The organism is Rhodococcus sp. M8, assembly GCF_015654185.1.
Taxonomy (GTDB): Bacteria; Actinomycetota; Actinomycetes; order Mycobacteriales; family Mycobacteriaceae; genus Rhodococcus; species Rhodococcus aetherivorans.
In genome coordinates this window covers 4247354-4274317 of sequence record NZ_CP064065.1, presented here as the reverse complement: position 1 = coordinate 4274317, position 26964 = coordinate 4247354, and the positions used below count along the sequence as shown (strand labels likewise).

The 26964-nt window shown below is 70.4% G+C and carries 29 protein-coding genes, 1 tRNA gene, 1 other RNA gene and 1 pseudogene; 18 read left to right on the top strand and 14 right to left on the bottom strand.

Going from position 1 to position 26964, the window contains the following annotated elements; translation table 11 throughout:
• Positions 1-178: 178 nt before the first annotated feature.
• Complete coding sequence (locus ISO16_RS19320; protein WP_139310934.1) at positions 179-1405, top strand: carboxymuconolactone decarboxylase family protein; 1227 nt, start codon at positions 179-181, stop codon at positions 1403-1405.
• Between the two features lie 24 nt (positions 1406-1429).
• Here the strand turns inward: ISO16_RS19320 and ISO16_RS19315 are convergent, their stop codons facing one another.
• The 4 genes from ISO16_RS19315 to ISO16_RS19300 form a co-directional block, all read right to left on the bottom strand.
• Positions 1430-1582 carry a hypothetical protein gene (locus ISO16_RS19315; protein ID WP_157127598.1) on the bottom strand — a complete coding sequence of 51 codons (153 nt, stop codon included), beginning with the start codon at positions 1580-1582 and terminating at the stop codon, positions 1430-1432.
• A 60-nt stretch (positions 1583-1642) separates the two neighbouring features.
• Entirely contained in the window at positions 1643-2332 is a 690-nt protein-coding gene (locus ISO16_RS19310) for a ZIP family metal transporter (RefSeq protein ID WP_072634021.1), read from the bottom strand.
• A 207-nt stretch (positions 2333-2539) separates the two neighbouring features.
• Positions 2540-3283: a hypothetical protein gene (locus ISO16_RS19305; RefSeq protein ID WP_072634020.1), complete on the bottom strand. Its 744-nt coding sequence runs from the start codon at positions 3281-3283 to the stop codon at positions 2540-2542.
• Positions 3284-3500: 217 nt separating this feature from the next.
• On the bottom strand, positions 3501-3992 hold the full coding sequence (locus tag ISO16_RS19300) for a DUF2231 domain-containing protein (protein WP_072634019.1): 492 nt from the start codon (positions 3990-3992) through the stop codon (positions 3501-3503).
• A gap of 81 nt (positions 3993-4073) precedes the next feature.
• Between ISO16_RS19300 and ISO16_RS19295 the strand changes: the two genes are divergently transcribed.
• Both ISO16_RS19295 and ISO16_RS19290 read left to right on the top strand, forming a co-directional pair.
• Positions 4074-4466: a BlaI/MecI/CopY family transcriptional regulator gene (locus ISO16_RS19295; protein ID WP_029547104.1), complete on the top strand. Its 393-nt coding sequence runs from the start codon at positions 4074-4076 to the stop codon at positions 4464-4466.
• Positions 4467-4587: 121 nt separating this feature from the next.
• Positions 4588-5346, top strand: coding sequence for a M48 family metalloprotease (locus ISO16_RS19290; protein ID WP_326839318.1), 759 nt, complete (start codon positions 4588-4590; stop codon positions 5344-5346).
• 45 nt (positions 5347-5391) lie between these two features.
• Here the strand turns inward: ISO16_RS19290 and ISO16_RS19285 are convergent, their stop codons facing one another.
• Positions 5392-5847, bottom strand: a complete 456-nt coding sequence (locus ISO16_RS19285) for a DUF6098 family protein (protein WP_072634017.1) — start codon at positions 5845-5847, stop codon at positions 5392-5394.
• A gap of 408 nt (positions 5848-6255) precedes the next feature.
• Between ISO16_RS19285 and ISO16_RS19280 the strand changes: the two genes are divergently transcribed.
• Positions 6256-6414 carry a hypothetical protein gene (locus ISO16_RS19280; RefSeq protein WP_006943091.1) on the top strand — a complete coding sequence of 53 codons (159 nt, stop codon included), beginning with the start codon at positions 6256-6258 and terminating at the stop codon, positions 6412-6414.
• A gap of 190 nt (positions 6415-6604) precedes the next feature.
• On the opposite strand, the gene ISO16_RS19275 is transcribed toward ISO16_RS19280, so the two are convergent.
• Positions 6605-7894 carry an aminotransferase class I/II-fold pyridoxal phosphate-dependent enzyme gene (locus ISO16_RS19275; RefSeq protein WP_072634016.1) on the bottom strand — a complete coding sequence of 430 codons (1290 nt, stop codon included), beginning with the start codon at positions 7892-7894 and terminating at the stop codon, positions 6605-6607.
• A 49-nt stretch (positions 7895-7943) separates the two neighbouring features.
• An RNA gene (ffs, locus tag ISO16_RS19270) (signal recognition particle sRNA small type) lies at positions 7944-8038 on the bottom strand.
• A 117-nt stretch (positions 8039-8155) separates the two neighbouring features.
• On the opposite strand from ffs, the gene ISO16_RS19265 reads away from it, so the two are divergent.
• Together ISO16_RS19265 and ISO16_RS19260 are read left to right on the top strand one after the other, a co-directional pair.
• Positions 8156-8243 (top strand) — tRNA-Ser (locus ISO16_RS19265).
• 89 nt (positions 8244-8332) lie between these two features.
• Complete coding sequence (locus ISO16_RS19260) at positions 8333-8599, top strand: DUF1905 domain-containing protein (protein ID WP_006943087.1); 267 nt, start codon at positions 8333-8335, stop codon at positions 8597-8599.
• 13 nt (positions 8600-8612) lie between these two features.
• On the opposite strand, the gene ISO16_RS19255 is transcribed toward ISO16_RS19260, so the two are convergent.
• The gene (locus tag ISO16_RS19255) at positions 8613-9605 is read right to left on the bottom strand and encodes a GmrSD restriction endonuclease domain-containing protein (protein ID WP_072634015.1); all 993 of its coding nucleotides are present in this window, start codon (positions 9603-9605) and stop codon (positions 8613-8615) included.
• Between the two features lie 133 nt (positions 9606-9738).
• Between ISO16_RS19255 and ISO16_RS19250 the strand changes: the two genes are divergently transcribed.
• The 4 genes from ISO16_RS19250 to ISO16_RS19235 all read left to right on the top strand — a co-directional run bounded on the left by ISO16_RS19250 (position 9739) and on the right by ISO16_RS19235 (position 13412).
• The gene (locus ISO16_RS19250) at positions 9739-10389 is read left to right on the top strand and encodes a YoaK family protein (protein ID WP_072634014.1); all 651 of its coding nucleotides are present in this window, start codon (positions 9739-9741) and stop codon (positions 10387-10389) included.
• A gap of 60 nt (positions 10390-10449) precedes the next feature.
• A complete protein-coding gene (locus tag ISO16_RS19245; RefSeq protein ID WP_170914014.1) occupies positions 10450-11262 on the top strand; it encodes a helix-turn-helix domain-containing protein in 813 nt (270 codons plus the stop codon).
• Positions 11259-11816 carry a TIGR03086 family metal-binding protein gene (locus tag ISO16_RS19240; protein WP_072634012.1) on the top strand — a complete coding sequence of 186 codons (558 nt, stop codon included), beginning with the start codon at positions 11259-11261 and terminating at the stop codon, positions 11814-11816. The genes ISO16_RS19245 and ISO16_RS19240 overlap by 4 nt, the downstream gene beginning before the upstream one ends.
• A gap of 63 nt (positions 11817-11879) precedes the next feature.
• On the top strand, positions 11880-13412 hold the full coding sequence (locus ISO16_RS19235; protein ID WP_072634011.1) for a metallophosphoesterase: 1533 nt from the start codon (positions 11880-11882) through the stop codon (positions 13410-13412).
• A 7-nt stretch (positions 13413-13419) separates the two neighbouring features.
• On the opposite strand, the gene ISO16_RS19230 is transcribed toward ISO16_RS19235, so the two are convergent.
• The gene (locus ISO16_RS19230; protein WP_072634010.1) at positions 13420-14349 is read right to left on the bottom strand and encodes an LLM class flavin-dependent oxidoreductase; all 930 of its coding nucleotides are present in this window, start codon (positions 14347-14349) and stop codon (positions 13420-13422) included.
• A gap of 81 nt (positions 14350-14430) precedes the next feature.
• Here ISO16_RS19230 and ISO16_RS19225 point away from each other — a divergent pair, with 81 nt between their 5' ends.
• From ISO16_RS19225 to ISO16_RS19215, 3 genes and pseudogenes are all read left to right on the top strand, one after another.
• Positions 14431-14838 (top strand): hypothetical protein, encoded by a 408-nt coding sequence (locus ISO16_RS19225; protein ID WP_006943069.1) that lies wholly within the window; start codon positions 14431-14433, stop codon positions 14836-14838.
• Positions 14839-14951: 113 nt separating this feature from the next.
• Positions 14952-15605, top strand: a pseudogene (locus ISO16_RS19220) (superoxide dismutase family protein).
• Between the two features lie 138 nt (positions 15606-15743).
• Complete coding sequence (locus tag ISO16_RS19215) at positions 15744-16328, top strand: TetR/AcrR family transcriptional regulator (RefSeq protein WP_006943066.1); 585 nt, start codon at positions 15744-15746, stop codon at positions 16326-16328.
• 88 nt (positions 16329-16416) lie between these two features.
• Here ISO16_RS19215 and ISO16_RS19210 read toward each other — a convergent pair whose 3' ends face one another.
• A complete protein-coding gene (locus ISO16_RS19210; RefSeq protein WP_072634009.1) occupies positions 16417-17154 on the bottom strand; it encodes a 3-hydroxybutyrate dehydrogenase in 738 nt (245 codons plus the stop codon).
• A complete protein-coding gene (locus tag ISO16_RS19205) occupies positions 17151-18536 on the bottom strand; it encodes an MFS transporter (RefSeq protein ID WP_006943064.1) in 1386 nt (461 codons plus the stop codon). The genes ISO16_RS19210 and ISO16_RS19205 overlap by 4 nt, the downstream gene beginning before the upstream one ends.
• A gap of 123 nt (positions 18537-18659) precedes the next feature.
• On the opposite strand from ISO16_RS19205, the gene ISO16_RS19200 reads away from it, so the two are divergent.
• The 5 genes from ISO16_RS19200 to ISO16_RS19180 all read left to right on the top strand — a co-directional run bounded on the left by ISO16_RS19200 (position 18660) and on the right by ISO16_RS19180 (position 23539).
• Positions 18660-19562 (top strand): LysR family transcriptional regulator, encoded by a 903-nt coding sequence (locus tag ISO16_RS19200; RefSeq protein ID WP_006943063.1) that lies wholly within the window; start codon positions 18660-18662, stop codon positions 19560-19562.
• Positions 19563-19615: 53 nt separating this feature from the next.
• Positions 19616-20539 (top strand): tRNA glutamyl-Q(34) synthetase GluQRS, encoded by a 924-nt coding sequence (gene gluQRS / locus ISO16_RS19195; protein ID WP_072634008.1) that lies wholly within the window; start codon positions 19616-19618, stop codon positions 20537-20539.
• Between the two features lie 181 nt (positions 20540-20720).
• Positions 20721-21635 carry a membrane protein gene (locus tag ISO16_RS19190; protein ID WP_029547082.1) on the top strand — a complete coding sequence of 305 codons (915 nt, stop codon included), beginning with the start codon at positions 20721-20723 and terminating at the stop codon, positions 21633-21635.
• A gap of 49 nt (positions 21636-21684) precedes the next feature.
• Positions 21685-22719 (top strand): hypothetical protein, encoded by a 1035-nt coding sequence (locus ISO16_RS19185; protein ID WP_072634007.1) that lies wholly within the window; start codon positions 21685-21687, stop codon positions 22717-22719.
• Positions 22720-22813: 94 nt separating this feature from the next.
• Complete coding sequence (locus tag ISO16_RS19180; RefSeq protein ID WP_006946396.1) at positions 22814-23539, top strand: queuosine precursor transporter; 726 nt, start codon at positions 22814-22816, stop codon at positions 23537-23539.
• A gap of 67 nt (positions 23540-23606) precedes the next feature.
• On the opposite strand, the gene tgt is transcribed toward ISO16_RS19180, so the two are convergent.
• From tgt to ISO16_RS19165, 3 genes are all read right to left on the bottom strand, one after another.
• On the bottom strand, positions 23607-24872 hold the full coding sequence (gene tgt / locus ISO16_RS19175) for a tRNA guanosine(34) transglycosylase Tgt (RefSeq protein WP_006946397.1): 1266 nt from the start codon (positions 24870-24872) through the stop codon (positions 23607-23609).
• Between the two features lie 25 nt (positions 24873-24897).
• On the bottom strand, positions 24898-26130 hold the full coding sequence (locus ISO16_RS19170; RefSeq protein WP_072634006.1) for an MFS transporter: 1233 nt from the start codon (positions 26128-26130) through the stop codon (positions 24898-24900).
• 295 nt (positions 26131-26425) lie between these two features.
• Positions 26426-26923 carry a cysteine dioxygenase gene (locus tag ISO16_RS19165; protein WP_072634005.1) on the bottom strand — a complete coding sequence of 166 codons (498 nt, stop codon included), beginning with the start codon at positions 26921-26923 and terminating at the stop codon, positions 26426-26428.
• Positions 26924-26964 lie beyond the last annotated feature (41 nt).

Genomic DNA, 26964 nt, shown 5'->3' with positions numbered 1-26964 from the left:
CATCCGCGGCGGGCATGGGCCGAGGAGGCACTCCGCTTCGGTCGGTCATGTGAGTCAGGCCGCAGCCTGGGGCGGAGGGCGTGTTCGGCGGCGTAACGCCGGGCCGACGAACTCCTCGACCTTCGCCGGCGTGCGCGGACCTGGTACCGCGGTCGGTGTCGGCGGTACGATTCGCCTCGTGACGTCCTCGCCCGGGACAATCGCTCAGGCGCTGCACGGATCGTCCGTGGACATGGTGACCCTGCAACGCCGATACGGTGCGCAGTTTGCAATGGTCCGGAAGGTTCTCGGCGTAGCGCCGAATGCCGCCGCGTATTTGGAGATCTGGCCGATCGGGATGCGCACGTACAACGTGCTCGTACCCAACTTCCTCAACCTGCCCTTCCTGCTGTTCGGTTTCGGACCCCCCAAGGCGACGGTCGGCCTCGCCATGTACACGGCCAGCCGCGCAGCGGGGTGCGCATACTGCGCATCACACTGCTGCGCGTTCGCGCTCCGGCGTGGGGCCGACGAGGGTGATCTTGTGCGGATCGTGGGCCGGGGGCCGGCGTCGGGTGGCTACAGCAGTGCCGAGCGGTCCGCGCTCGACGTCGCCGAGGGACTCGGACGCGTTCCCGGGTCGCTGACCCCGGCGCAGCGGGATGCACTGCGCGATTCCTTTTCTCCGGCGGACGCGGAGTGGTTGGTGCTCGCAGTCGCGGTGATGGGCTTCTTGAACAAATTCAATGACACTGTGGGCATTCCGCTCGAAGAGAGCATGCTGGCCCTCGCCGACGAGGTGATCGGTCCAACGGGCTGGACGGCCGGAAAACACCTGCCGATACCGGCAGCCACCGTAACGCCGACCAAGCCGCAACCGGACAGGTTTGTGGACCTGCTCGGCTTGTTGCCGGTCTTGCCGTCGGTGATCCGCGCCGACAAGCACTGGACGTCCGGTGTGCCACACAGTTGGCCGGCAGTCGGGATTCATCTCCGCCAGCGGACGGGCCACGACTTCCCGATCCTGGCGCACCTGTCACACGGCCGGGCGATTCGCGCACTCGCCGCCGTCCTCGGTGCCAACACCGACCCGAAGCAGAGCCGGCTCGGGTTGCGCGCGAAGCACCTGGCCGGTCTCGTGTACGCGAACGCAGTCGAGGACGAGGCGCTCGCGAGATCGGCGCGCAATCTGGCCGAATATGCCGGCGCAACCACTTCACAGCTCGCCGGGAGCCGCGCCGGGCTCGACGTGCACACCGACACGGCCCTCGCCTACGCCGAGGCCGCATCGAGCAGCCCCGCGCAGATCACCCCGGAGGTCGTCGCCGCTGCCACGAAGGAACTTGCGCCGCCGGAGATTATCGAACTGACGGTGTGGATTTCCGTGATGCAGCTCCTGCACCGGCTGCACGCCTTCTACGAGTGAGTTCTTCCACTTCCGCGCCGCGGCTCAACGCATGCTCTCGTGTTCGGCGTCGAGGTAGTCGAGCATCGGGGTCGGGGCGGGCAGCGTGCGGCGGCAGCCGGTGAGCCCGGCGACCGGCGGCCCGCCCGCCGCGAGGTGCGTGCCGTCGCGCAACGGCCACCGCCGACGTCGTGCCACACGTTCCTCTACCTTGCTCGCCGGCGGTGAAACGGACGGGTTCGGATGCCGGCGACGACGTCACCCGCCCAGAGCGGACGCGACGAGGAATCCGAGGGCGGTGGATATTCCCACCCACCAGCCACCTTCCCGGTATGCCTCCGGCATCAGGGAATCGGCGAGGACCGCGATCGTCGCGCCACCGGCGAAGGCCTGGATGAGCGAGATCCCCGCGGGGGGCAGCGAGTCGGCATACGCCGTCGCGACGACCACCACGACCACCAGCAGCGCCGCCGTGATGCCCCAGATGAGCACGGCCTTCCGCCGGTCGAAGTTCGAGCGCATCGACGCGGCACCGGCGACCGCCTCGGGCACGTTGCCGACGGCGATGGCGACCAGCAGTACCATCCCGCCGGCACCGGCACCGCCGAGTGTCACCCCGAGGGCGGCGTTCTCCGGGATCCCGTCGAGCAACGCCCCGAGCATCAGCGCCCACCCCAATGCAGCGGCGCCGAGCCGGCGCTCGATCAACCGGTCGGCGACGACGTACACCACGGCACCGAGCAGCAGCGCGCCGCCTGCGGACCACAGGCCCTGGTCCGCGAAGGCGGGCGCGAACAATTCGGTGGACACCGCGGAGACCATGGCTCCGGCACCGAACGCCATCAGGGCCGCAAGCAGCGGACGGGGCAGGTCGCACCGGAGCCCCATCAGGGCACCGGCGAACAGCGGCACCGCGGTACCCAGGCCGTACCAGAAAGCTGTCAGCACCGTGCCACTCTACGGCAGAACGTGGCGCCCGCCCGGCCGGTGCCGGGTGGGCGCGTCCGGCACGAAAACTGTTGAATGCCAACGGTTACGTACCATTTCGCTGGAAACCCGACTGCGGCGCGCCTTCCGCCGCAGGGCCCGTATCGGAGGGCCCGGCAGCGTCCCGGTGCCCCGCCGACATCAGTCACACCCCCGTGAGGGTGACGGCTACGTTTCCTCGGCGCCGGGGCGCATTCCTCCCACCGCATCACATGCGCCCTGCTCATCCCGCCGGTGGATCCGGTCTCGAGTCGCGATCGGCACGGCCATGCCGGCGCTTGCCCCCGGCAGGCCGAGCGGACGGGCCGCCGACCGTGCGAGCAGGACCAGGCCCAGGACGATCCCGTGGGCCATACGTACCTCCGGCGGCGTGAAGAACTGCGGGAGGTAGGTCGCCAAGCCCAGTCCGGCGAGCAGGCCGCCGACACGCGTAGCGCCGCCCGCTGCCCACGTGCCATGCGCGAGGCGCCCGCCGACGAGCATCAGCAGCAGGAGCCCGACGGTGAATGTCGCGACTTCGAACGGCGCATAGCGGAAGGACTCCGCCACCGTCAGGACGTCGGTGTCCCCGTCGAGCGCGTAGCGACCCACGGCGCTCAGGCCGTAGGCCTCGGCGCCGTAGTACGGAAGCAGCAGTGCGAGTGCGAGCCACATCCGGGTCTCGACCTCCCGCAAGGATCTGCCGCCCCAGCGCCACGGCGTACCGGTCGCGACAAGGGACCGCAGGGCCAGGGCGAGAGCCGTGAAGCCGATCATCCCGAGGGTGTGGGATGCCAGCCACGCGGTGGACGCAAGATCGACCGCGAACGCTGTGCCGGACTCGGGGCCGTAGGGGCGCAGGAGTGGGTAGGCGGCGAACGCAACGCCCGAGACGACCAGGCCGGCGGCAGCGGGGCGGGACGCGACATGCATGGCGGGATTCCCTTCGAAGGGAGAGCGGTGCTCTCGCACGAAAGTCAGTCGTGCCACCGCCTCGCGCGGAATGCAAGAGCGTCGCTCACTATTGTGATTGTCGCTCTGCCACCCGGTATCTCGGTACGCGACCAAGGGACCCCACCCACGCCGGCCGGTGGGCTCAGGCGATGCCGGCCAGGGCGGCACCGTGTCCGGCGGCGAGCCGCCGGACAGGTCACGGCGACTCCCCCGCGGCGACGCCCACCCGGTCCTGCCAGGTGGCCTGCGCGCCGGAGTCGCCCACCCGATACACCTGAACCGTCGCGCCGACCCCGACGAGGACCGCGACGAGGGCGGTGATCACGGTCAGGAGCCGCACTCGCGCGGCCGGGATCGACCCACGCGAATGCAGCACGTGCAGGGCCCCGACCAGCATCGCCGCGGCGAACAGCCCAGCGGCGACGAACGGCATGGTGTCACCGAGCTCGGTATGGGTGTGCAGCAGTGCGGTGCGGTCGACCTGATGCTCCAGCGACTCACCGGCCTCGGCGGTCAGCGGGGTCAGGACGAGCAGAGCGGTGGCCAGCACCGCAGTGGGCCACACGAGCCGCATCCGGGCGGCGGGCCAGAGGGCCGAAAGGACGACTCCGACCGCCACGAGCGGCACCAACACTACGATGGCGTGCACGAACAGTATGTGCGCCGGGAGTCCGTTGATCTGGGACATGCTGCTCCTCGGGAGAGGGATGACCGGACATCTACTACTTTCTCGATAGTAGTAAGCCGTCCTGAGAGGAGCCTGAAACCGATGGCGCGGCGCCTACGCGGCACCCTGGAGCAGGAGATCGTCGACGTCCTTGCCGGCGCGGAAGAGCCGCTCACCGTGGCAAGGGTGAACGAGTTGCTGCCAGGAGCACTCGCCCACACCACCGTGATGACGACGCTGGCCCGCATGCACGGCAAGGGAATTCTGGACCGGACGCCATCCGGTCGTGGTTACGCGTATCGGCTCGCGGCACCGATCGAGACGCTCCCGGCTGCGCAGGCCGCCCGGGACATGCATCGGCTTCTCGACAAGTACGGCCGCCGCGCGGACGTGCTGGCCCGGTTCGTCGCGGAATTGACACCCGACGACGAGCGGATGCTGCTGAGGCTGCTCGGGCGCGAGGACGGCGAGCCGGACGAAGGGAGAGAGCCGTGATAATGCCTGCTGTCCTCGCTCCACTCGCGGTGGGAGCAGCGCTCGGTATCGGAGCCGAGCGCATCGCGGTACAGGCCCGGCCGGCGACAACGGTCCGGCTCCTACCTGTTCTCTCCGCTCTGTGCGCCCTGACATTGCTCTCGTCGGCGACTGCCGTGGCCCTCACGCTCATCCACCACCGGCCCGGCACGACATCCGTCGCAGTCGCGGCGATCCTCCTCACCGCCGCTCTGTGTGCCACAGCCGGAGGCCTGCGGCACCTCTGGCACGTCCGGCAGAACCTTTGCGCAGCAACTCGATTCTGCCGAAGCCTCCCCGGACGGAGAGCTACCTCCTCGCCCGGAGCCCGGTCGCCGACGCCTACTCCGTCCCCGGGCGAGGGGGCGGGATCGTCGTGACGACCGCCATGAAGTCGGCTCTCACCGAGGACGAACTGACCGTATTGCTCGCACACGAGCACGCCCACCTGCGGCACCATCATTCCCGGTGGATCCAGATCGCCGAGACGGCGGCCGCACTCCACCCGCTGCTGCGGCCGGTTCCCGACGTCGTTCGCCGGGCCGCGGAGCGGTGGGCCGACGAGGAAGCCGCCGCCGGTGGCCGTCGCGCGGCCGCCCAGGCCGTCGCCGCCGCAGCCGTCGCGAGAAGCCGCTCCCTCGAGGCTCATTCGTCGACCACGCTCTCGGTGGCGGGCGGTGACGTCGTCGAACGCGTGCACGCGCTGGTCGATCCGCCTCGGCTTCCGTGGGCTCGCACGGTCGCCGCGACGCTGATCGTGGCGATCGCTCTGGTGTCGTTCTCGGCTCTGCGGACAACGGATATCGTCCAGGACGTGCTTCTTCCGGAACACGAGACGCCCCACCTCGTCCTGCAGCGGTGAAGCCGGGCGGACGACGCCGGCCGCCCGCCTCACCGCCTCATTGACTCACCGCTCTGGGGATTCCGCCTGCACGTCGAACCGCTCGTGATACCGCTGCTCCGCCTCCCGTAGCACCCTGGGACTGAGCCGCGCGTGCGGCTGGATGTCGATCACCAACGGTTCCTGGTCGGGTCCGCGGCCGACCATCGTCCCCTTGAGCAGCCAGAGGAAGCATCCGTCGGGCACATCCCGCGTGGCGTACCGGTGGACCCGCCGTGCCACCCAGTCCTCGACGGGCCGACGCCACCACGGCTCCGGCGCGACCGGCACGACAGACCAACCAGGCAGGGTGACATTGCCTTCGACATCCCGCGTGGGGCCGTCCGCGGCGTCCGCGGCCGGTCCCGGTGAACAGCGCAGATAGATGAGCGGATCCCCCGCGACGAGAGCGGCGAGCTGATCGAGGCTCGCGATGACCTGCATGTCGTCGGGATCCGGATACATCTCCTCACGTGGCGCCATCGAGGTCCTCGGTACGTCGGGTAACCGCAGGATTCGTCGGCGAGGAGCCGGCGATCTGCGCGAGATGGTCGTGCCGGCACGTCGCGCGTTCCGAGTCCTGCGACCTAGCGATGGTGGCTCCCTCCGTCGACGGTCCTTCACGGACGCCGTCCGGATACCCGGTACCCGGCGCGCTACTCCCGGTCCGCGGTCGACAGGGGCTCCCCCGACCAGTGCGCCTGGGGTGGGATCCGGTGACGCGAACGCCGACTCGAGCGCCTCGGCGATCCTTCGGTCCCTGATCTCCGGTTGGGATGGTCTCCGTGATCGAGCAGCGGTGGGATCCACGCCACCGGCGGAACCCTTGAAGGGTGCGGGCGGGCACAGAACGCAGGCCGGACGCACCATGTGCGCGCGTATCGTTCGCCTATGGCACTGCACGGTGACGAATCCGAGTACACCCGCGTTCTCGAGGACGTTCAGGCCCTCGTCGCACACGCGATCGGTGCCGGGAACTCGGCCGACAGCGTCCGGGAGTTCTGGCACGAGCAGATCGACCGCTACGTCGAGGACGCGGCCACCGGCTGAATGTCACACGCGTTCGATGTGACCGAAGCGATGTGACATTCGGCCAGGACGACCGGGCCGTGACGGCGAGAATTGCCCGCGGCCCGACCGAGCCGAGTTGTCCACCGCTTGTCCACAGAGTTGTCCACAGGTGGGGGAAACACCCGTAGGCCCCGGTCGCCGCGTGACGACCGGGGCCTACGGGGAGGAGCTACTTGCCCAGGGCCTTCTCGGTCGCCGCGAGCAGCACGCACGTCGCGACGCCGTCCATGGCGGTGGCGAGTTCGTTCAGCGACGGGAAGCTCGGGGCGAGCCGGATGTTCTTGTCCTCGGGGTCGTCCTTGTACGGGAACGCCGACCCGGCCGCGGTCAGCGCGATCCCCGCGTTCTTCGCGAGGGAGATGACCCGCTTGGCGGTGCCCTCCACCACGTCGAGGCTGATGAAGTAGCCGCCCTTCGGCTCGGTCCAGGACGCCACCTTCGACGGCCCGAGCCGGTCCTCGAGGATCTTCAGCACGAGCGCGAACTTCGGCGCGAGGAGCTCGCGATGCTTGGCCATGTGGGCCCGCACCCCGTCGGCATCACCGAAGAAGCGCAGATGACGCAGCTGGTTGACCTTGTCCGGGCCGATGGTCTTGATACCCAGGAACTTCTCGTACCACGCCAGGTTCTCGGCCGAGCTGCCGAAGAAGCTGACGCCGGCGCCGGCAAAGGTGATCTTGGATGTCGAGGCGAGGACGAACACACGGTTCGGGTGCCCGGCCTCGGCCGCCATGCCCAGGATGTCCAGGGCGGGGGCGGCCTCCTCGACCAGGGGATGCACGGCGTACGCGTTGTCCCAGAAGATCCGGAAGTCCGGCGCGGCGGTCGGCATCGACGCCAGTTCGCGGGCGGCGCGCTCGGAGTACACGGCGCCGGTCGGGTTCGAGTAGGTGGGCACCGCCCACATGCCCTTGATCTGCGGGTCCGAGCCGACGAGCGCGGCGATCTTCGCCAGGTCCGGCCCGTCGTCGTGCATGGGCACCGGGATCATCTCGATCCCGTACGACTCGGTGATCGCGAAGTGCCGGTCGTAGCCGGGCGCGGGGCACAGGAACCTGACGACGGGTTCCTGGGACCACGGGCGCGGTGAATCCACCGTGCCGTGCAGCAACGACGCCACGACCAGGTCGTGCATGATCTCGAGGCTGGCGTTGTTGCCGGCGATCAGGTTCTCGGTGGGGATGCCCAGGAGCTCCCCGAAGATGGCGCGCAGCTCGGGCAGTCCGCGCAGGCCGCCGTAGTTACGGCAGTCCGTGCCGGACGCGTCGCGGTAGTCGTCGACCCCGGGCAGCGACAGCAACTCCGCGGAGAGGTCCAGCTGCTCGGGGGACGGCTTGCCGCGAGTCAGGTCCAGCGTCAGCTTCTCGGCTTCGAGTCGCGCGTAGTTGTGGGACTGGCGCTCGTGCTCTGCGACGAGTTCCTCATGGCTCATCAACCCAATCTGGGTTTGGGTAGGCATGCGGAAGGACCTTTCACCGCGCCCAACGGCACGGGCATCGGCATCGGAAGCTAGGGGACCCCGCGCACCCGGCAGAGCCCGTTGACCCTTGCTGCCTTCCGGCCCTGGGGGAGTTCACAGGATGCGCGCCGCGCGGGATCCATCGGCCAGTGTAGACAAACATCGCCCCGAACCGTGAATCGGCACCGCCACACCCCGCCGAAACCCGCGGCGACCTCCCCGTTTGGCAACCACCAGGTCATATTCGGTATGCTTCCCCACGGAGGATTCGCCTAGTGGCCTATGGCGCTCGCCTGGAACGCGGGTTGGGTTAACGCCCTCAGGGGTTCAAATCCCCTATCCTCCGCCACGGGGAAGCCCCTGTGATCCGCAGCTTCGCGGATCACAGGGGCTTTTTCGCTTCCCTGTCGTGTCGGCCCCACCCTCTAGCCTCGCGGCATGCGCTTCTCCGGCATCGTCGAGGTCTTTCCCGGCCCGGGCGGCTGGCACTACGTCGACGTGCCGGCCCGGATCGTCGAGGCCGTGACGAGCGTCGCCGTACGCGGACTGATCCCGGTACGCGCCCGCATGGGCGGCACCGAGTGGGACACGTCCCTGCAGCCGCGGGGCGACGGCCGGCATTTCCTCGCGTTGAAGAGGTCGGTGCGCGCCGCCGAGTCGGTCGAGGTGGGCGACACGGTGACGATCACGGTCGCGGAGTGCTGACGCGCCGGGCGGCTCACTCGCAGGCGACACCGTCCCGGTCACCGTCCATCTCCTCGCTGTACCCGGGCTGACCGGCGTACAGCGGCGCGGCGCCGGCGGCCCGCGCCTCGGCGCAGTTGCGGTAGGTCGCGGCGGCGGCCGGCGGCGATGCCACCGACGGGGCCGGTTCCGGCGCCACGGTCGCGGCAGGTGCGGCGGGCACGGGCGCCGGGGCGACGGCGCCGCACTCGGTGAGGACGCGGACCATCGCGTCGTGCTCGGCCTGGGTCACCCACAGCTGATAGAGGGCCTTGACCTCGATCTGCCGCGCGACGTACGTGCACCGGTAGGACCGGTTCGGCGGCAGCCAGGTCGCGGCGTCGCCGTCGCCCTTCTGCTGGTTGGCGTCGCCGTCGACGGCCTGCAGGTTGCGGGGATCGTTGGCGAAGTTCGCGCGGGTCTGCTGGTCGAGCTGCTGGGCACCCTTCTGCCACGCGTCGGACAGCGCGACGACATGGTCGATCTGCACGTCGGCGGAGGTGTCCTGGCCGCGGCGGAACTCGATGGTCGTGCCGGTGTAGGCGTCGTGGAGGGTGCCGAAGAGGACCACGCAGTCCCGGGTGGCGGTCTTGTAGGTGATGTCGACGAGGTCGCGCCGCAGGATGTCGTTGCGGGTGTCGCAGCCGTTGCGGCCGCCGTCGACGTCGACGTCGTCGCTCCACGCCGGGCCGAAGAGTTCGCGGTCGTAACCGGTCTTGGGCGCTCGCCCCTTGACCGGCAGCGTCGCGAGCGTGGCCAGCGCCGACGAGGCGGATGCGTCCGCGGGAACGTGGGTCGGCGCCGGTGCGGGGGCCGGGGGCGGGGTGGTCGTCACCGTCGGGGTCGCGGCGACGGTGGGCGCGTGCGCCGGGGTGGCGGTGTCCGTTGCTGCGGCGCATCCGGTCAGCAGCAGGGCCGCCGCGGCGAGTCCGGCGCTCCATCCCCGCCTGCGGTGGTTCGGGGACTGGCGGGACGGTGAGGCGAACACGCTGGGTACTCCTGGGGCGCGATGCGGTACGGCGGCACCCTCCGCGGGGGAACGAAAGGGCGTCTCCTGGAGGTCGTACCGGACATCCCTTTCGTTACCAGAGGTAACAGCACAAGGTGATTACGATTTGTCCGTGGTCGGATACGGCAGACAACTCACGGCCCTCGCCATCGCGCTGTCCGGCCTCGCCGGATTCGTCGACGCGCTCGGCTTCATCACCCTCGGGGGCGTGTTCGTGTCGTTCATGAGCGGCAACTCCACGCGCATGAGCGTCGGCCTGGCCGACGGCGCCTGGGGCCAGGCGGCCCTCACCGCCGGCATCATCGGGCTCTTCCTCGTCGGTGTCGTCCTCGGCGGGGTGGTGGCGCAACTGTCCGACCGCAGCCGTCGCGCCCGCAAGACCGCCGTCCTCGCCGCAGTCTCCGCGCTGCTGCTGCTCGGTGCGCTCGCCCACACGGCAGGGTGGACGCCCGTCGCGGTGGTGGCGATGACCCTCGCCATGGGCGCGGAGAACTCGGTGTTCCAGCGCGACGGCGAGGTGAGCGTGGCCCTGACGTACATGACCGGGGCGCTCGTCAAGATCGGGCAGCGGCTCGCGGCCGCCCTGTTCGGCGGGCCCCGCTGGAGCTGGCTGCCGTACCTGGGCCTGTGGCTGGGCCTGGTGACCGGCGCCGTCGGCGGTGCCCTCGCGCATCGGGCGCTCGGACTGCACGCCCTGTGGGTCGCCACCGCGGTCGCCGTCGCACTCACCGTCGCGGTGCGGCACCTGCCGTACCGGCCGTGACGGAAGCCGGTTCCCCACGCAGGCAGCGATTGTCGGTGCCTGCGCCTACGCTCGTGGGCCATGAGGTGGTATGTGCCGAGCACTCCCAGCGCGGACCTCGCCGAGCACCTGGTGTGCGTGTGGTCGGCGGTCTCCGACGGGCAGAGTCACCTCCTCGTTCCGGACGGATGCGTCGACGTCCTGTGGATCGCCGGCGTCGGCATCCGCGTGTGCGGTCCGGAAACGTCCGCGTGGTCGTTCACCCTGCCGCCCGGCGTCGTCTCCGCCGGCGTGCGGTTCCGCCCCGGTCTCGCCTCGTTCGCCCTGCGCGCGTCGGCCGCGCAACTCCGCGATACCCGCGTCGGGCTGGACGACCTGATCGGCTCGGCCGGGGCCAGACCACTCGCCGACCGGCTCGACAACGCCCGGACCGCCCCCGAACGGCTCGAGGTGTTCCAATCCGCGGTGCGGCGCTGGCTCGCGCACGGCCTTGCCCCCGACCCGCTGATCGGGCACCTCCGGCAGGCACTGTCCGGGCACTCGTGGAGCATCGGCACGCTCGCCGACACCGCCGCACTCACCGAACGTCAGCTGCAGCGCCGCTGCAACGAGGCGTTCGGGTACGGCCCGGCCACGTTGCGATCGATTCTTCGCCTGCAACGGTTCATGGCCCTCGCCGACGCCGGTCCCGGGCGCGGACTGGCCGAACTCGCATCGGTCGCCGGCTACAGCGACCAGTCGCACCTGAACCGTGAGGCCCGCAGGATCTCCACCCTGACGCCCACCGCCCTGCTCGCCGGCGAGGCGCCACGTTGGCACGGCCCGGGCTCGGCACTCGATGTCCGAAGTATCCAATCCCTCGGCGACCTCGGGGCGGAAGAATCCGCGGCATGACCGAGACCCTCTCCCCCGCCCGTCACTACCGCGAACTCGCGGCGAAGTTCACCACACGCGTCGAGGCCGTGCCGGCCGACCGGTGGGACGCGCCGTCGCCCTGCGAGGGCTGGACCGCCCGCGACGTGCTGCGGCACGTCGTCGACACGCAGCGGCAGATCGTCACCGTCGTCGGCCTGGAACTGCCCGCCGGCCCCTCGCCGGACACCGACCCGGCCGGTGCGTGGGCCGCCACCCGCGACGGCATGCAGGCGATCCTCGACGATCCGCAGCGCGCCGGCCTCGAGTACGACGGCCACTTCGGCCGCACCACCCTCGCCGCGACCGTCGCGCGGTTCTACAACTTCGACCTCGTCGTGCACGGCTGGGACATCGCTCGTGCCGCCGGCCTGGACGACTCCGTCGACGACGAGGATCTCGACTTCGTGGAGGCGACGGCGCAGGCCCTGGGCGACTCGATCCGTATGGAGGGGGTCTGCGGGCCCGCCGTCGAGGTGCCCGCGGACGCCGACCGGCGGACCCGGGTGCTCGCGCACCTGGGCCGTCGCGCCTGATCGGCGGTAGCGCCGCGCCTGATCGGCGGTGGCGTTGCGCCTGATCAGCGGTAGCGTCGGGGCATGCGCGCCCCGGGCTCCTGGCTTCCGGTGTCGTTGCTGGCTGTGGCCGCCCTCCTGTCCGGCCCCGCCGGGGCGGCACCGTCGGTGCCCGCGCCCGTCACGTCCGTCGGCATCCCGGCGACGGGACTGACCACCGACGTCCCGGCGACGTCCGCGACGATGTACGCGGGCGTGACCGACTCGGCGGACCCACCGCTCCCGCGCGACGTCGCCGAGAGCGGCGCCCCGGTGTCCGTCGGCGACAAGTTCGACGAATATCCCTATGTCCGTTACGAACTCGAATTCCCCACCGGAACCGAGGCGGTGACGCTCCGGTGGGAGGGCCGCAGCGTCAACCTCGACGACCTCGCCCTGCACGTGCGCACGGGCCGATCGTGGGGCGAGCCGCGCGCCATGGCCCGGCCCGCGGCGCCCGGCGGACCGATCGTGCTCGAGGCCCGGATCACCGGCGTCGCCGGCCCCGTGGAGATCCTGGTGATCGACGGGCCCCGTCGCGACCGGGGTTTCCGCGACGCCAACGCCGTACCGGACCAGGCGTTCGCCGATCCGGCGGACTACGACTTCGCTATCCAGCACCTCACCGACACCCAGTACCTCGCCCGCGACGACACCGCCGCCTTCCGGGCCATGACGACCTGGACGGCGCAGCAGGCCCGCGACCGGAAGATCGCGTACACCGTGCACACCGGGGACCTGATCCAGTCGTGGATCCGGCCGGGCGCCCCGGACGCCCGCGCCCGCGCGGAGTTCGAGGTCGCGTCGGAGGCGATGGGAATCCTCGAGGCGGCCGGGATGCCCTACGGGGTCCTGCCCGGCAACCACGACAACCTGTGGAACGTCGCGGGCCGGCTCGTACCGGGCGAGCACGAACGCAACCACGCGCTGTACAACGAGTACTTCGGGCCGCAGCGGTTCCGGGACCGGCCGCAGTGGGGCGACTCGGTGACCGACACCGACAACTCGGCGCACTACGACCTGTTCGAGATCGCCGGCGCCCGGTTCCTCGTCCTCTACATCGGCTACAACCCGGCGGAGCACGTGATGCGCTGGGCCGAGCAGGTGCTGGCCGCCCATCCGGACCGCAACACGATCGTCGCCGCGCACTACTACCTGGACGAGGACGGGCGCCTGCGGATGAGCGGATTCGGCGACATCGGCGGCAGTTCGGGCCAGCAGATCTGGAACCGGCTCGTCGTGCCGCACGAGTCGGTGTTCATGGTGCTGTCCGGGCACGTGGACGGGCAGACGACCGTGACCGACCGCCCGATCCCCGACACCGACCGGCGCGTGGTCGAGATGCTCGCCGACTATCAGTACTTCCTCGTCGACGGTCGACGCGCGACGGCGTTCCAGCGGTTGCTGCAGTTCGATCTCGACGACGGCACGGTCGCCATCACCACCCACTCCCCCGCGCTCGACAGCTTCCGGGTGGAGGACCACGACCCGCGGCGCCGCTACACGCCGGAGGACGGCGACTTCGTGGTGGACGTGCAACTGCGCGCCGGCGTGCCACGTGCGGTACTCCCCGGCTGAGTCCGGATCACCTTGCCGCCGAGACGAGTTCGCGGACGCGCGGCGCGACCTCCTGCGCGAATCGCTCGATGTCGGGGCGGGCATCGGTGCCGAGCACGAAGCCGCTGATGCCGTGGCGCAGGGTCAGCTCCGCGAGCTGCTCCGCCCACACGGCGGGCGGCCCGGCGAGGAACCCGCCGTCCGCACCGCCGTCGAATCGGCCGCTGATGTTGTAGAGCCGGCGGATCTCGCGCGGGTCCCGGCCGGCGTCCACAGCCGCCTCGTCGACCCGCCTCGACATCCCGGCGAGCCGGTCCGGCGAAGCGGCGAACGCGCTGGGCAGCCACCCGTCGGCGGCGCGTCCGGTGAGTGCGAGCATGCGAGGACCGTAGGCGCCGAGCCAGATTCCGATGTCGTGGGCGGGCGCCGGGCCGCGCTTGGCGCCGGCGAGACGGTAGTGGGTGCCGTCGACGCGGGCGCCACCCCGGCGGTCGGCCCACAGCTCCCGGATGACGGTGATCGCCTCCTCCAGCGCGTCGACGGCTTCGCCCGTGGTGCGGTGCGGTCCGCCGTTCGCGGCGATCGCGTCCCAGTAGGCGCCCGCGCCGAGGCCCAGCTCCACGCGTCCGCCGCTGAGGCGGTCGAGGGAGGCCGCGCTGCGCGCGAGGATCGCCGGGCCGCGCAGCGGCAGGTTCGCCACGTTCGGCGCCACGAGTACCCGCGTCGTCCGCGCGGCGACCCAGGTCAGCAGGGTCCAGGCGTCGAGGAAACGGGCCTGGTAAGGGTGGTCCTGGAAGGTGACCAGGTCCAGGCCGGCGCGTTCGGAGGCGACCGCGAGGTCGACGACCGCGGCAGGGTTCTCGGCGTCCGGCGTGAGGAAGCTGCCGAAGAGGAGCTTCCGGCCGTACTCGGCATGGCGTCCTCCCGGTGGTGAGCCGACCGCTTCATCGTGCTGCATCCGGACGGCCGTGGGAAGTTTGCCGCCACCGTCACGGGGAATGCGGGATAATCGGTCACATTCGATCCTCCGGAGGTTCCCGTGCGACTGAGCAACGTTCCGCTCCGGCTGGCCACCGGTGCTTTCATCCTCAATTCCGGGCTGGGCAAGCGCGATCTCCCGCCCGAGGCCGCCGCAGGGCTGCAGGACATGGCGAGCAAGGCGCTCCCCCGGCTCGGGAAGATGCGGCCGGAGACGTTCGGCCAGGCCCTGTCGACCGCTGAGATCGGCGTCGGCACCCTGCTGCTGGCGCCCGTCGTCTCCCCCGTCGTGGCCGGCGCCGCGCTGACCGCGTTCAGTTCGGGTCTGCTCGCGATGTACTGGCGGATGCCCGGCATGCACGAGGGCGGATCGTTCCGCCCGACCCAGCAGGGCACGCCGATCGCCAAGGACGTCTGGCTCCTCGGGGCGGGCCTGTCCCTGATCATCAGCGGGGTGAGCAGGACCTGACCGAGCGGGACCGCGGCGGTGCAGGTCCGGCAGGTGTGCCCCTGTCTCACCGTGCCACGGGTGAGCGCTTCGCCGGAGGTTCACCGCGGCGCACCAGGGGGTAACGCCGAATCATGAACACACGACGTACAACCTTGATCGCAGGCGTGTCCCTGACCGCACTCGTCGCCGCCGGATGCGGCGGCGACGACGCCTCGACGGACAACCAGGCCACCGTCGAGACGCCTCCCGCGTCTTCGGAAACGACGACCACCGGCATGCCCACCCCCCTGCCCGGCACGGATGGAGTGGCCTTCCAGCTGCCCGGGGAAGGTGGTGGCGACGACAACGCCTACACCTACGACGAAGCCGCCGTCCCGGTGGGGTCGACCGTGACCGTCGAATCCGAAGAGGAAGACGGCCGCACGACGGTCACGCTCAACGCAACCGGTCTTACGCCCACCCGCGACTTCGGCGTGCACGTACACACGCAGCCGTGCGGGCCACAACCGTCGGATGCGGGGCCGCACTATCAGAACAACGTGGACCCCGCGGCCACCCCGCAATCTCCGTCGACGGATCCGGCCTACGCGAACCCCCGGAACGAGATCTGGCTCGACATCACCACCGACGGCGACGGCAACGCCCAGACGTCGACGACCGTCGACTAGGCGGTCCGCGACGGCGAGGCCGCATCCGTGGTACTCCACGCGCAGCGCACCAGGACCGGTCCCGGCGAGGCCGGCATGGCCGGTGATCGCCTGGCCTGCATCGACGAGGACTTCTGACGAACGCCGGCGGTCCTGGAACCGCCCGGCCGCACGCGGCACCGCAGGTGGTGCAGCGACGGTCGCCGACACCGCCCCGAGGTGCGGGGTCGATGCCCCATACCGACGTATGGAGATGCGCGCAGGTACGGTGCATCCATGCGCGCGCGCCCCTATGCCACCACCAGCCCCACGCGTCTCGCCGCAGCCCTGCTCGAGGTCGCGGCGCGGATCGGGCTCGACGGCGCCAGCGTGCGCGAGGTGGCCAGCCATGCAGGTGTATCGATCGGCGCCGTGCAGCACCACTTCCCTACCAAGGACGAGATGCTCGCCTACTCGTTCCGCGCGCTCGCCGAACGGGTGCTGACGCGGCTGAGCACCGTCGACCCCGACATCGATCCGGCGCGCACCCTGTTTGCGGCGCTGAGCCAGCTGCTGCCGCTCGACGACCAGCGCACCGCCGAGGCGCACGTGATGGCGGCGTTCACCGTGCGGGCCGCGACGTCGCCATCGTTGAGCACGATCCGGCACACGACGCTGTTCACGATGCGCACCGCTGTCTCCGCCGTCCTGATCCGGATGGGCACCGCGGAGCCCGAGACCCGGGCGGCGCTCCTGCTGGCCGCGGTCAACGGCCTGGCCCTCGACGCCGTCGCCAGCCCGGAGCTGTATCCGCCGGAGTACCTCACCCACGCGCTGCACACCCAGATCCAGCTGTCGCTCGACGGCGCCGACGCCCACTGATCGCCTTCGAAATGCCTGTGGCCGAATGTCACACGCGTTCGATCTGATCGACGCGATGTGACATTCGGCCACACACACAGGGGGTGGGTCAGCGGGCGGTCCAGCCGCCGTCCATCGTGTAGGAGGCGCCGGTGACCATGCCGGCGTCGTCCGAGGCCAGCCACGCGACGAGGGAGGCCACCTCCCCGGGTTCGACGAGCCGCTTGATCGCCGGCTCGGTGAGCAGCACGTCGGCGAGCACTCGCTCCTCGTCGATGCCGTGCAGCCGGGCCTGGTCGCTGATCTGCTTCTCCACCAACGGCGTTCGCACATAGCCCGGGTTGACGCAGTTGCTGGTGACGCCGTGCGGACCGCCCTCGAGGGCCGTGACCTTCGACAGCCCCTCGAGGCCGTGCTTGGCGGTGACGTACGCGGACTTGAAGGCCGACGCCCGCAGGCCGTGCACCGACGACACGTTGACGATGCGCCCGAATCCCCGGTCGTACATGTGCGGCAGGGCCGCCTTCACGAGGAGGAAGGGCACCTCCACCATCAGGGTCTGGATCCGGCGGAAGTCGGTGAGGGCGAACTCCTCGATCGGGCGGACGACCTGGATGCCGGCGTTGTTGACGAGGATGTCGACCTCGAGCCGGAGCCCGTCGAGCTGGTCGGTGTCGAGCAGGTCCACCGCCCACGCCTGCCCGCCGATCTCGTGGGCGAGGGTCTTGGCGGCAACCTCGTCGACGTCGGCGACGGTGACCTGCACGCCGCGGGCGGCCAGTTCCCGGGCGCACGCCGCCCCGATGCCGCCGGCGCCGCCGGTGATCAGCGCGGTGCGGGCACTCATGCGGACACCGCCGTCTTCTCGGCGCCGACGGCGCGGGCATCCGCGGCATCGATGTCGCGCAGGCTGATGCCCTTGGTTTCGCGGGCGGCGACGACGGCGATGATCGTCACCACGGACGCCACGGCCAGGTAGATCGCGATGGGCACAGCGCTGCCGTAGCGGCTGAGCAGCGCGGTCGCGATGATCGGCGCGAGCGAGCCGGCGACGATGGAGGTCACCTGGTAGCCGAGCGAGACACCCGCGTAGCGCATGCGGGTCGGGAACATCTCGGCCATGATCGCGGGCTGACCGGCGTACATGAAGGCGTGGAACACCAGGCCGATGACGATGGCGGACATGACGAGGGCGTTGTGCCCGCTGTCCATCATCGGGAAGGCGAAGAAGCCCCACGTGCCGGCGGTGACGGCACCGACCATGTACACCGGGCGGCGGCCGAAGGTGTCGGACAGGCGCCCGACGACGGGGATGATCGCGAAGTGCACGGCGTGCGCGGCGAGCATCCACCACAGGATGGTGGAGGTGTTCGCACCGACGACCACCTTGAGATAGGTGATCGAGAACGTGACGACGAGGTAGTACATGACGTTCTCGGCGAAGCGCAGACCCATGGCGGTGAACACGCCGCGCGGGTATCGCTTGACGACCTCGACGACGCTGTACGAGCTGGACTTGATCTGCTCGGCCTCACGCTGGGCCTCGAGGAAGATCGGCGCGTCGGTGACCTTGGTGCGGATGTAGTAGCCGACCAGCACGATGACGGCCGACAGCCAGAACGCGATACGCCAGCCCCACGAGAGGAACGCCGCGTCGGACAGCGTGGTGGTCAGGATCAGCAGGACGACGGTGGCGACGAGATTGCCCATCGGCACGCCGGCCTGCGGCCACGACGCCCAGAAGCCGCGCGAACGGTTGGGGCTGTGCTCGGCGACGAGCAGCACCGCGCCGCCCCACTCACCGCCCACGGCGAAGCCCTGGACGAAACGCAGCGTGACGAGCAGCGCGGGCGCCCAGTAGCCGATGGCACCGAAAGTGGGCAGACAGCCCATGAGGAAGGTGGCGACGCCGACGAGCACGAGGCTGGTCTGCAGCAGCTTCTTGCGGCCGAACTTGTCGCCGAAGTGGCCGAACACGACGCCGCCGAGGGGCCGCGCGACGAAGCCGACGGCGTAGGTGACGAACGCGGCGATGATGGCGTCGAGCTCGTTGCCGTTGTCGGGGAAGAAGACCTTGGAGAACACCAGGGTGGCGGCGGTGCCGTAGAGGAAGAACTCGTACCACTCGACGACGGTGCCGGCCATCGACGCGCCGACGACCTTGCGCAGGCCCGAGGCGGGGGTCTCGTCCGGTGTACGGCCGTCGGGCCGTGCCTGTTCGACGCTCATGGGTTCGTCCTCCTCGGTTCGACTGTGACGGGCAACACTTCTGAACGCATGTGCCGAGTATTGATGCACAGATCTGCATGCACAATGACGCGATCCGCAGAGCAGATCTGCAAGAATGCACACATGAGCGCGCCGTCGGCCGATGACCTGCTGGTTCTGCTGGCCGTCGGCCGCACGGGCCGCTTCACGACCGCCGCCGACGACCTCGGCGTCAACCACACCACCATCGCCCGTCGTATCGCGGCGCTGGAGAAGAGCCTCGGCGGGCGCGTGCTGGCCCGCGCGTCGGGCGGATGGGAGCTCACCGAGCTCGGCCGCTCGGCCCTCGCCGCGGCCGAGCGGATCGAGGCCGCCGTCGCGGGGCTGGCCGGACCCGACGGGGACCGCGGGCTCGAGGGCGTCGTCCGGGTCTCGGCGACCGACGGCTTCAGCGCCTACATCGCGGCCCCGGCCGGTGCGCTGGTGCGGCGACGGCACCCGGGCGTGGCGGTGGAGATCGTCGCGGCCACGCGTCGCGCGTCGCAGCAGCGGTCCGGCCTCGACCTCGAGGTGGTGGTGGGACGCCCCCAGGTGCACCGCGCCGAGGCGCACCGGCTGGCCGACTACACCCTCGGCCTGTACGCGGCGCGGGACTACGTCGCCGAACACGGTGCCCCGACGACGGTGCGTGAGCTGAGCCGTCACCCCCTGGTGTACTTCATCGACTCGATGCTGCAGGTCGACGACCTGGACCTGGCCCGTCGCATCGCCCCGGACATGCACGAGTCGGTGAGCTCGACCAACGTGTTCGTCCACGTCGAGGCGACCCGCGCCGCGGCCGGGCTCGGGCTGCTGCCGTGCTTCATGGCCGACCGGCACGCCGACCTGGTGCGGATCCTCCCCGGGGAGGTGGAGGCGCGGCTGAACTACTGGATGGTGGCGCGGTCGGAGACGCTGCGCCGGCCGGAGGTCGCCGCCGTCGTCGCGGCGATCCGCGAGACCGTGCACGCCCAACGCTCCGTCCTGCTCGGCCGGCCCGTCGCGTGACCCACCGGCGTGCAGGTGACCGAATGTGACATCACGCTCGATAGTCTGACCAAATGTCACATTCGGCCGGGGACGCGCGGGTTGGGGCCGGCCGGTTCGCCCCGAGCCCGTCGGGCGACCTGCACCTCGGGAACCTGCGCACGGCGGTCCTCGCGTGGCTGTTCGCCCGGAGCACCGGGCGGCGGTTCCTGATCCGCGTCGAGGATCTGGACCGGGTCCGGCCCGGCGCGCAGGAACGTCAGCTCGCCGACCTCGCCGCGTTGGGCCTGGACTGGGACGACGAGGTGGTGCACCAGTCGCGGCGGCTGCCCCTCTACGACGCCGCGATCGCCCGCCTCACCCGCGCGGGCCTGACCTACGAGTGCTTCTGCACGAGACGCGAGATCCAGCATGCGGCGTCCGCGCCGCACGCCCCGCAGGGCGCCTATCCGGGAACGTGCCGGAACCTCACCGAGGCCGAACGGGAGGCGAAACGGGCGTCGGGGCGGCCCGCCGCGCTGCGCCTGCGGTCCGGCGCCGCCACCTTCACCGTGGCGGACGTGGTGCACGGCAGCTTCACCGGTGTCGTCGACGACCTCGTGCTGCGCCGCGGCGACGGCATCCCCGCCTACAACCTGGCCGTCGTCGTCGACGACGCGGCGCAGGGCATCGACCAGGTGGTACGCGGCGACGACCTGCTCACCTCGGCACCGCGGCAGGCCTATCTCGCGGCGCTGCTCGGGCTTCCGGTACCCACCTATGCGCACGTGCCGCTGGCGCTGAACGTGCACGGCAAACGCCTCGCCAAGCGCGACGGTGCCGTCACGCTCACCGACCAGGCGGCGCTGGGCCACACCGCGGCCGACGTCCTGAGCCGGATCGCGGTCTCGCTCGACCTGGCGGACAAGGACGAGCCCGTCACGCCGGAGCTGCTGCTCGAACGATGGAATCCGGCCCGGCTCCCGCGGGAGCCGTGGGTGTACGACGGCAGCTGGTGACCGGTATCGGTGCAGCGCGACAGCCCCACGGGGTCCGCGCGGCCGGCACCGCCGCGTAGTCCGGTTCGCTCCGGTCGTCCGGCTCGCGGAAGTGCCGGTGATCGTGCAATTCGGGCGCGTCGGACGTAGTGTGCGCAGTCGACAACGCGATTGGCTCCACCCTCCCACCGAGAAGGATCCGATGACGACCGGCGGTTACGACCCCAGCAAAGAGCCCAACAACCAGGGCGGCGAACCCAACCCCCCGCAGGGCGGCTACCCGCCGCCTCCCGGCAACTACCCGCCCCCCGGCAACTATCCCCCGCCCGGGAACTATCCGCCCCCGCCGGGCAACTACCCGCCTCAGGGTGGCTACCCGCCCCCGCCGGGCAACTACCCGCCTCAGGGCGGCTACCCGCCCCCGCCCGGCAGCTACCCGCCCCCGCCCGGCAACTACCCCTCGGGCGGTAGCCAGTACGGCGGATTCGGCGCCCCCACGCAGCTCAACGTGGGTGACGCGATCGGCTACGGCTGGAAGAAGTTCAGCCAGAACGCGGGCGTCTGGATCGCGTTCGTCGTCGCGGCGGCGCTGATCCAGTTCGTGATCAACGTGATCTTCGGCGGCTTCGACACGAACGAACTGACGGCGCTCAGCATCATCGGCGCGATCGTCAGCGTGTTCGTCAGCATCCTGATCCAGGCCGCCTACGTGCGCGGCGCGCTGCACGAAACCGACGGCAATCGTCCGTCGTTCGGCTCGTTCTTCCAGTTCGAGAACATCGGCGCCGTGGTGGTCGCGAGCCTGCTCGTCTCGCTCATGACCGTGGTCGGTTTCATCCTGCTGATCATCCCCGGCTTCATCGTCATCTTCCTGACCTGGTGGACGCTGCAGTTCGTCATCGACCAGAACCAGCAGCCGGTGGACGCGATCAAGTCCAGCTTCCGGGCCATCTCGTCCAACGTGGGACCGCTGCTGCTGCTGGCGCTGGCTCTGGTCGGCATCAACATCCTCGGCGCCATCCCGTGCGGCCTGGGTCTGCTCGTCACGATTCCGCTGACGATCATCGCCTCCACCTACGCCTACCGGGTGACCACCGGCCGCGGCGTCGCGCCCTGACGGACCCGGGCGTTCCACGACGCGGCACGTTACGAACAAGAGGAACAAGATGACCACCGGGGGCTACGAGTCCAATCCCGATCCGCAGGATCCGAACAAGTACCCGGGCGCGCAGCCGTACGGCCCACCGCCCGGGTACGGTCCGCCCCAGGGTTACCCGCCGCAGGGACCGAACTACGGCGGGCCCCCGCCCGGCTATGCCCCGCCGCAGGGCCCGCCGCCGCAGTACGGCACTCCCCAGTACGGCGCTCCCCAGTACGGCGCTCCGCAGTACGGTGGCGCCCAGTACGGTGGCGCACCGCAACAGCCCGGCCCGCAGTACGGGCCGCCGCAGTACGGGAATCCGGCCGGGTACGGACCGCCGCCCGGATACGGCGCCCCCGGCGGCTACCCGCCTCCACCCGGCTTCGGCCCTCCCCGCGCGCAGATCAACATCGGCGACGCGCTGAACTACGGGTGGCGCAAGTTCAGTGAGAACGTCGGCGGCTGGCTGAGCCTGGCCGGTGTGATCGTCGTGGCCGCCCTCGTGTTCGGTGCCCTGATGTTCGGCGTCGTGATGGCCTCGACCACGACGGATCGCTACGGCTACAGCACGGGCATGTCGGGCGTCGGGATCGTCGTGATGATCGTGCTGATCGTCGCGTTCGTCATCGGCATGCTCGTCGTCCAGGCCGCCGCGGTGCGCGGGGCCCTGTACGAGCTGGACGGGCACAAGCCGGCGCTGAAGGACTTCTTCCGCGTCGGCAGCCTCGGTCCGATCCTGCTCGTCTCCCTGCTCATCGCGCTCGGCACGTTGCTCGGCTCGCTCGTCATCGTCGGCGGCATCATCGTCGCCTTCCTGACCGTGTGGGCGCTGCATTTCGTCATCGACCAGCGGCAGGACGCGGTCACGGCGATCAAGTCGAGCGCGTCCGCCGCCGCGGCCAACGTGGGGCAGCTGATCCTGCTGTGGCTGGTGCTGTCCGCGATCAACTTCGTCGGCGCGCTGCTGTGCTACGTCGGCCTGCTGGTCACGGTGCCCGTCACCACCATCGCCTACGCATACGCGTACCGGGTCGTCACGGGCGGACGGGTAGCCCCCTGACGGCACGTCGCGGGCCCCGATCCAACCGGGTCGGGGCCCGCGTCCTTTTCGTCCGTTCTTCGCCTTCCTCCGGTCCGAGTGCTTGGATGGCCGGGTGACAGAGCACGTGCAGACCCAGCAATCCGACCACGCGCACTTCGCCCGCGTGGTCCGCAGCTACTACCCCGGGCTGGTGGCCCTGTTCACGGCGGTGCTCATCATCTCCAACGTCGCTGCCAGCAAGGGCGTGGCCTTCTTCGGCGACGCCGAGTGGGCGCTCGGCCCGCTGCAGGTCCTGCCGATCATCACCGACGGCGCGTTCTTCCTGTTCCCGCTCGCCTACATCGTCGGTGACGTCCTGAGCGAGGTGTACGGCTTCGCCGCGACCCGTCGCGCGGTCTACTACGGCTTCGGTGCGGTGGCGCTGGCCGCGTTGTGCTTCTGGATCGCCCAGCAGCTGCCGCCCGCCGACTTCTACGAGAATCAGGCCGCATTCGAGGCGGTCCTCGGGGTGGTGCCGCGGCTGCTGCTGGCCGGCCTCGCCGGCTACCTCGTCGGGCAGCTGCTCAACTCCTACGTGCTGGTGCGCATCAAGGAGGTCACCAAGGAGAAGCACCTGTGGGCGCGGCTGATCGGCTCCACCGTCGTCGGCGAGTTCGCCGACACGCTCATCTTCTGTGCGATCGCCGCCGGCGTCATCGGCATCACCACGTGGGCGGACTTCGTGAACTACGTGGTGGTCGGGTTCCTGTGGAAGACGCTGGTCGAGGTCGCCGTCATGCCGGTCACCTACGCGGTCATCGCGCACGTGAAGCGGCGCGAGCCGACCTACGCCGAGTGAGCGCCGCGACCGGTCCGGTCGTCCGCGGCAGCCGTCGTGGACGACGGTGGGGTTCGCGGACGCTCACTCACCGCCGCGCGTAGAACCGGCCCAGGGTCTCGGCCTTGTGTTCCTCGAGGTACCCGCCGTCGATGGCGGCGCGGATCTCGTCGACGAGGCGCACCGTGAACCGCTCGTTGTGGATGGTGCACAACGTGGACGCCAGCATCTCCTTCGCCTTGAACAGGTGGTGGATGTACGCGCGCGTGTAGTGCCGGCAGGTGTAGCAGTCGCAGTCCTCGTCGATCGGGGTGAAGTCGCGGCGGAACCGGCTGGTGTTGATGTTGAAACGCCCGTCCGGGTGGTAGATCGCCGCGTTGCGCGCCACCCGCGACGGGTTCACGCAGTCGAACGTGTCGACGCCGTGCTCGATCGCGACGAACATGTCGTCGGGCTCGCTGATGCCGAGCAGGTGCCGGGGCTTGTGCTCGGGCAGTTCCTCGGTGCACCAGCGGACGATGGTGCCGAGGTTCTGCTTCTCGAGCGCCCCGCCGATGCCGTAGCCGTCGAAGCCGCGGCCCGACTCGCCGACGATCGATTCGAGCCCGCGGCACGCCTGCCGGCGCAGGTCCTCGTACTGCGCGCCCTGCACCACCCCGAACAGCGCCTGGTACGGACGGTGGGCGCGCTGCGCCGTGAGCTTCTCGTGTTCGGCGATGCACCGCACCGCCCACGCCTGAGTCCGTTCGACGGACTGTTCCTGGTAGCCGCGGGTGTTCATCAGGGTGGTCAGCTCGTCGAACGCGAACATGATGTCGGCGCCGAGCTGATGCTGGATGCGCATCGACACCTCCGGGGTGAACCGGTGCCGGGAGCCGTCGAGGTGGGATTTGAAGGTGACCCCGTCGTCGTCGACGTGCGCGAGCCGCTCCTTGCCTTCGGCGATGACGTCGTCGGACCGCACGCCCACGGCATCCATCGCCAGGACCTTCTTGAAGCCGACCCCGAGGGACATCACCTGGAATCCGCCGCTGTCGGTGAAGGTGGGCCCGTCCCAGTTCATGAACTTACCGAGCCCGCCCGCCTCGTCGACGATGTCCGACCCGGGCTGCAGGTACAGGTGGTACGCGTTGGCGAGCAGGGCCTGCACCCCGAGTTCCTTCATCGCCTCGGGCAGGACCGCCTTGACCGTCGCCTTGGTGCCCACGCCGACGAACGCCGGGGTGTGGATGTCGCCGTGCGGGGTGTGGATCGTGCCGGTGCGTCCGAGTCCGTTGGCGAGCCGGGTGCCGACGGTGAAGAACGGGTCGGGCGGGGTGGGCACGGCGGAAGCGGTGGCACTGGGGTCGGTCACGTCGGTATCCAATCACGATGTCCGATCACGGCGCCGACGGCAGCCGCACGGCGAGCGCGAAGACGGCGACACCTGCCAGCGCGAGCACCGTGCCGACGGCGGCCGGCGCGGTGTAGCCGAAGCCGGCGGCGATCACCGCGCCCCCGATCCAGGCGCCGAACGCGTTGGCGAGGTTGAACGCCGCGTGGTTGAGGGACGCGGCCAGGGTCTGTGCGTCCTCGGCGACGTCCATGAGCCGGATCTGCAGTCCCGGGCCGACCGCGGCGCACCCGGCTCCCAGCAGGAACACCATCGCCAGGGCCGTGTACGGGTTGTGCGCCGCCGCGACGAACACGGCCAGCAGCACCGCCAGCGTCGTCATGGTCGTGAAGATGCCCGGTACCAGGGCCCGATCGGCGACGCGGCCGCCGACCACGTTGCCGACGACCATGCCGATGCCGAAGAGCATCAGGGCGACCGGAACCAGCCCCTTCGAGACGCCGGCGACGTCGGTCAGGGTGGTGCTGATGTAGGTGTACACGGCGAACACGCCGCCGAAGCCGATCATCGCGACCGCGAGCGTCATCCACACCTGCTTGCGCCGCAGGGCACCGAGTTCGGTGCTCACGCTGGTGGTGCGGATCGCCAGGGCGGGCACCCAGGCGGCGATCACGGCGACGGTGACCGTGCCGATCACCGCCACCAGCGCGAACGCGGAGCGCCAGCCCAGCGCCATGCCGAGCCACGACGCGACGGGCACCCCCACCACGTTCGCGACGGACAGGCCCATCATCACCAGCGCCACCGCCCGGGCGCGCTGCCCGCGACCGGCCAGATGTGCGGCCACCAGCGCGGCGACCCCGAAGTAGGCGCCGTGCGGCAGACCGGCGACGAACCGGGACGCGACGAGCAGTCCGTAGTTCGGCGCGAGCACCGTCGCCGCGTTGCCGACGGTGAACGCGATCATCAGGGCGATCAGCAACGTCTTGCGCGGGAGCCGGGCCGTCAGCGCCGCGATCAGCGGCGCACCGACCACGACCCCGGCGGCGTACGCCGACACCACGTGCCCGGCGGTGGGCTCGGAGACTCCGAGACCGGTCGCGATGTCGGGCAGCAGGCCCATCGCCACGAACTCGGTGGTGCCGATGCCGAACCCGCCGAGGGCGAGCGCCCACATCGCCCGGGCGCGCCCCGGCCGGGCGTCTGCTGCCGGCGCGGCCGCGGGGGCGTCCGCCGGTACTGCGGAGTCGGGTGGGCATGCGGATGCCGTCGTCGTCATGAGCGGGAACCTTCGAATAGTGCGGGATGCGCTGGATCTTGTCGGCGTGCGAACCAGCCGAGTCTCCATTGTCTTGCACACGCCGACCCGACCTCGAATCGAGCGGACGTGAGTTCGGCCACCCCCGGCACGAGCCGCGCCCTGCGAAGGATCGGTCCACGACCCGCCGCGCCCGAGACGGCGTGAGCAGATCGCGCGCCGCGGGCCGGCTACCGCACCTGCAGCGACGTTATCCAATATAGTTCTGCGACAAAGATTTCGGATACTGCTACGACCGGCGCAGCCGCGGCGGAGTTCACCAGTCCGCGCCGGCCCGTTCGGATGCGCGCAGCCGGAGCACCCCGTCGTCGATCCGGTACCGATTCATCGCCGTCAGGGCGGGTGCGTACACGTGGATGCTGACGGCCGGAGAATTCGTGTCGTTCGTCACCTCGTGGACGTGGTCGGCGTCGAAGCCGCGGGCCATACCCGCACGAATCCTATTGCGTGACAACGCAACTTCGACTCCATCGAGACCCCCGACCGCCGGGGTGCAGACGGTGGTCTCCGTCAGCACACCCTGCGCCACCGCGAAGGCGCCCGCGCTGTCGCCGTGATCGTGGATTTCGGTTCTCTGCCCGGGCAGCCACGAAAGCAGCCACACTTCGTGGTTGTCGGCAACGGCCAGTCGCCTGTACCAGCGCTGCTGCTCGTCGAATCGAACGATCGGCATCCAGCGGCCGGGATCGTTCGCGATCCGCAGGGCGAGGGAGGTGAGGTCGGCGCGCGTCGGCAGGGCATACGTGGAGAGCATCGAAGAGTCCTGGAATGAGGAGGCACGGGCGTGCCCGGGCC

Excerpts from the sequence above, each read along its gene's own strand:
- ISO16_RS19305 (WP_072634020.1), bottom strand. The coding sequence starts at position 3,283 with ATGCATGTCGCGTCCCGCCCCGCTGCCGCCGGCCTGGTCGTCTCGGGC.
- ISO16_RS19300 (WP_072634019.1), bottom strand. The coding sequence starts at position 3,992 with ATGTCCCAGATCAACGGACTCCCGGCGCACATACTGTTCGTGCACGCC.
- ISO16_RS19295 (WP_029547104.1), top strand. The coding sequence starts at position 4,074 with ATGGCGCGGCGCCTACGCGGCACCCTGGAGCAGGAGATCGTCGACGTC.
- ISO16_RS19285 (WP_072634017.1), bottom strand. The coding sequence starts at position 5,847 with ATGGCGCCACGTGAGGAGATGTATCCGGATCCCGACGACATGCAGGTC.
- ISO16_RS19280 (WP_006943091.1), top strand. The coding sequence starts at position 6,256 with ATGGCACTGCACGGTGACGAATCCGAGTACACCCGCGTTCTCGAGGAC.
- ISO16_RS19275 (WP_072634016.1), bottom strand. The coding sequence starts at position 7,894 with ATGCCTACCCAAACCCAGATTGGGTTGATGAGCCATGAGGAACTCGTC.
- ISO16_RS19260 (WP_006943087.1), top strand. The coding sequence starts at position 8,333 with ATGCGCTTCTCCGGCATCGTCGAGGTCTTTCCCGGCCCGGGCGGCTGG.
- ISO16_RS19245 (WP_170914014.1), top strand. The coding sequence starts at position 10,450 with ATGAGGTGGTATGTGCCGAGCACTCCCAGCGCGGACCTCGCCGAGCAC.
- ISO16_RS19240 (WP_072634012.1), top strand. The coding sequence starts at position 11,259 with ATGACCGAGACCCTCTCCCCCGCCCGTCACTACCGCGAACTCGCGGCG.
- ISO16_RS19235 (WP_072634011.1), top strand. The coding sequence starts at position 11,880 with ATGCGCGCCCCGGGCTCCTGGCTTCCGGTGTCGTTGCTGGCTGTGGCC.
- ISO16_RS19230 (WP_072634010.1), bottom strand. The coding sequence starts at position 14,349 with ATGCAGCACGATGAAGCGGTCGGCTCACCACCGGGAGGACGCCATGCC.
- ISO16_RS19215 (WP_006943066.1), top strand. The coding sequence starts at position 15,744 with ATGCGCGCGCGCCCCTATGCCACCACCAGCCCCACGCGTCTCGCCGCA.
- ISO16_RS19210 (WP_072634009.1), bottom strand. The coding sequence starts at position 17,154 with ATGAGTGCCCGCACCGCGCTGATCACCGGCGGCGCCGGCGGCATCGGG.
- ISO16_RS19205 (WP_006943064.1), bottom strand. The coding sequence starts at position 18,536 with ATGAGCGTCGAACAGGCACGGCCCGACGGCCGTACACCGGACGAGACC.
- ISO16_RS19200 (WP_006943063.1), top strand. The coding sequence starts at position 18,660 with ATGAGCGCGCCGTCGGCCGATGACCTGCTGGTTCTGCTGGCCGTCGGC.
- gluQRS (WP_072634008.1), top strand. The coding sequence starts at position 19,616 with ATGTCACATTCGGCCGGGGACGCGCGGGTTGGGGCCGGCCGGTTCGCC.
- ISO16_RS19190 (WP_029547082.1), top strand. The coding sequence starts at position 20,721 with ATGACGACCGGCGGTTACGACCCCAGCAAAGAGCCCAACAACCAGGGC.
- ISO16_RS19185 (WP_072634007.1), top strand. The coding sequence starts at position 21,685 with ATGACCACCGGGGGCTACGAGTCCAATCCCGATCCGCAGGATCCGAAC.
- ISO16_RS19170 (WP_072634006.1), bottom strand. The coding sequence starts at position 26,130 with ATGACGACGACGGCATCCGCATGCCCACCCGACTCCGCAGTACCGGCG.
- ISO16_RS19165 (WP_072634005.1), bottom strand. The coding sequence starts at position 26,923 with ATGCTCTCCACGTATGCCCTGCCGACGCGCGCCGACCTCACCTCCCTC.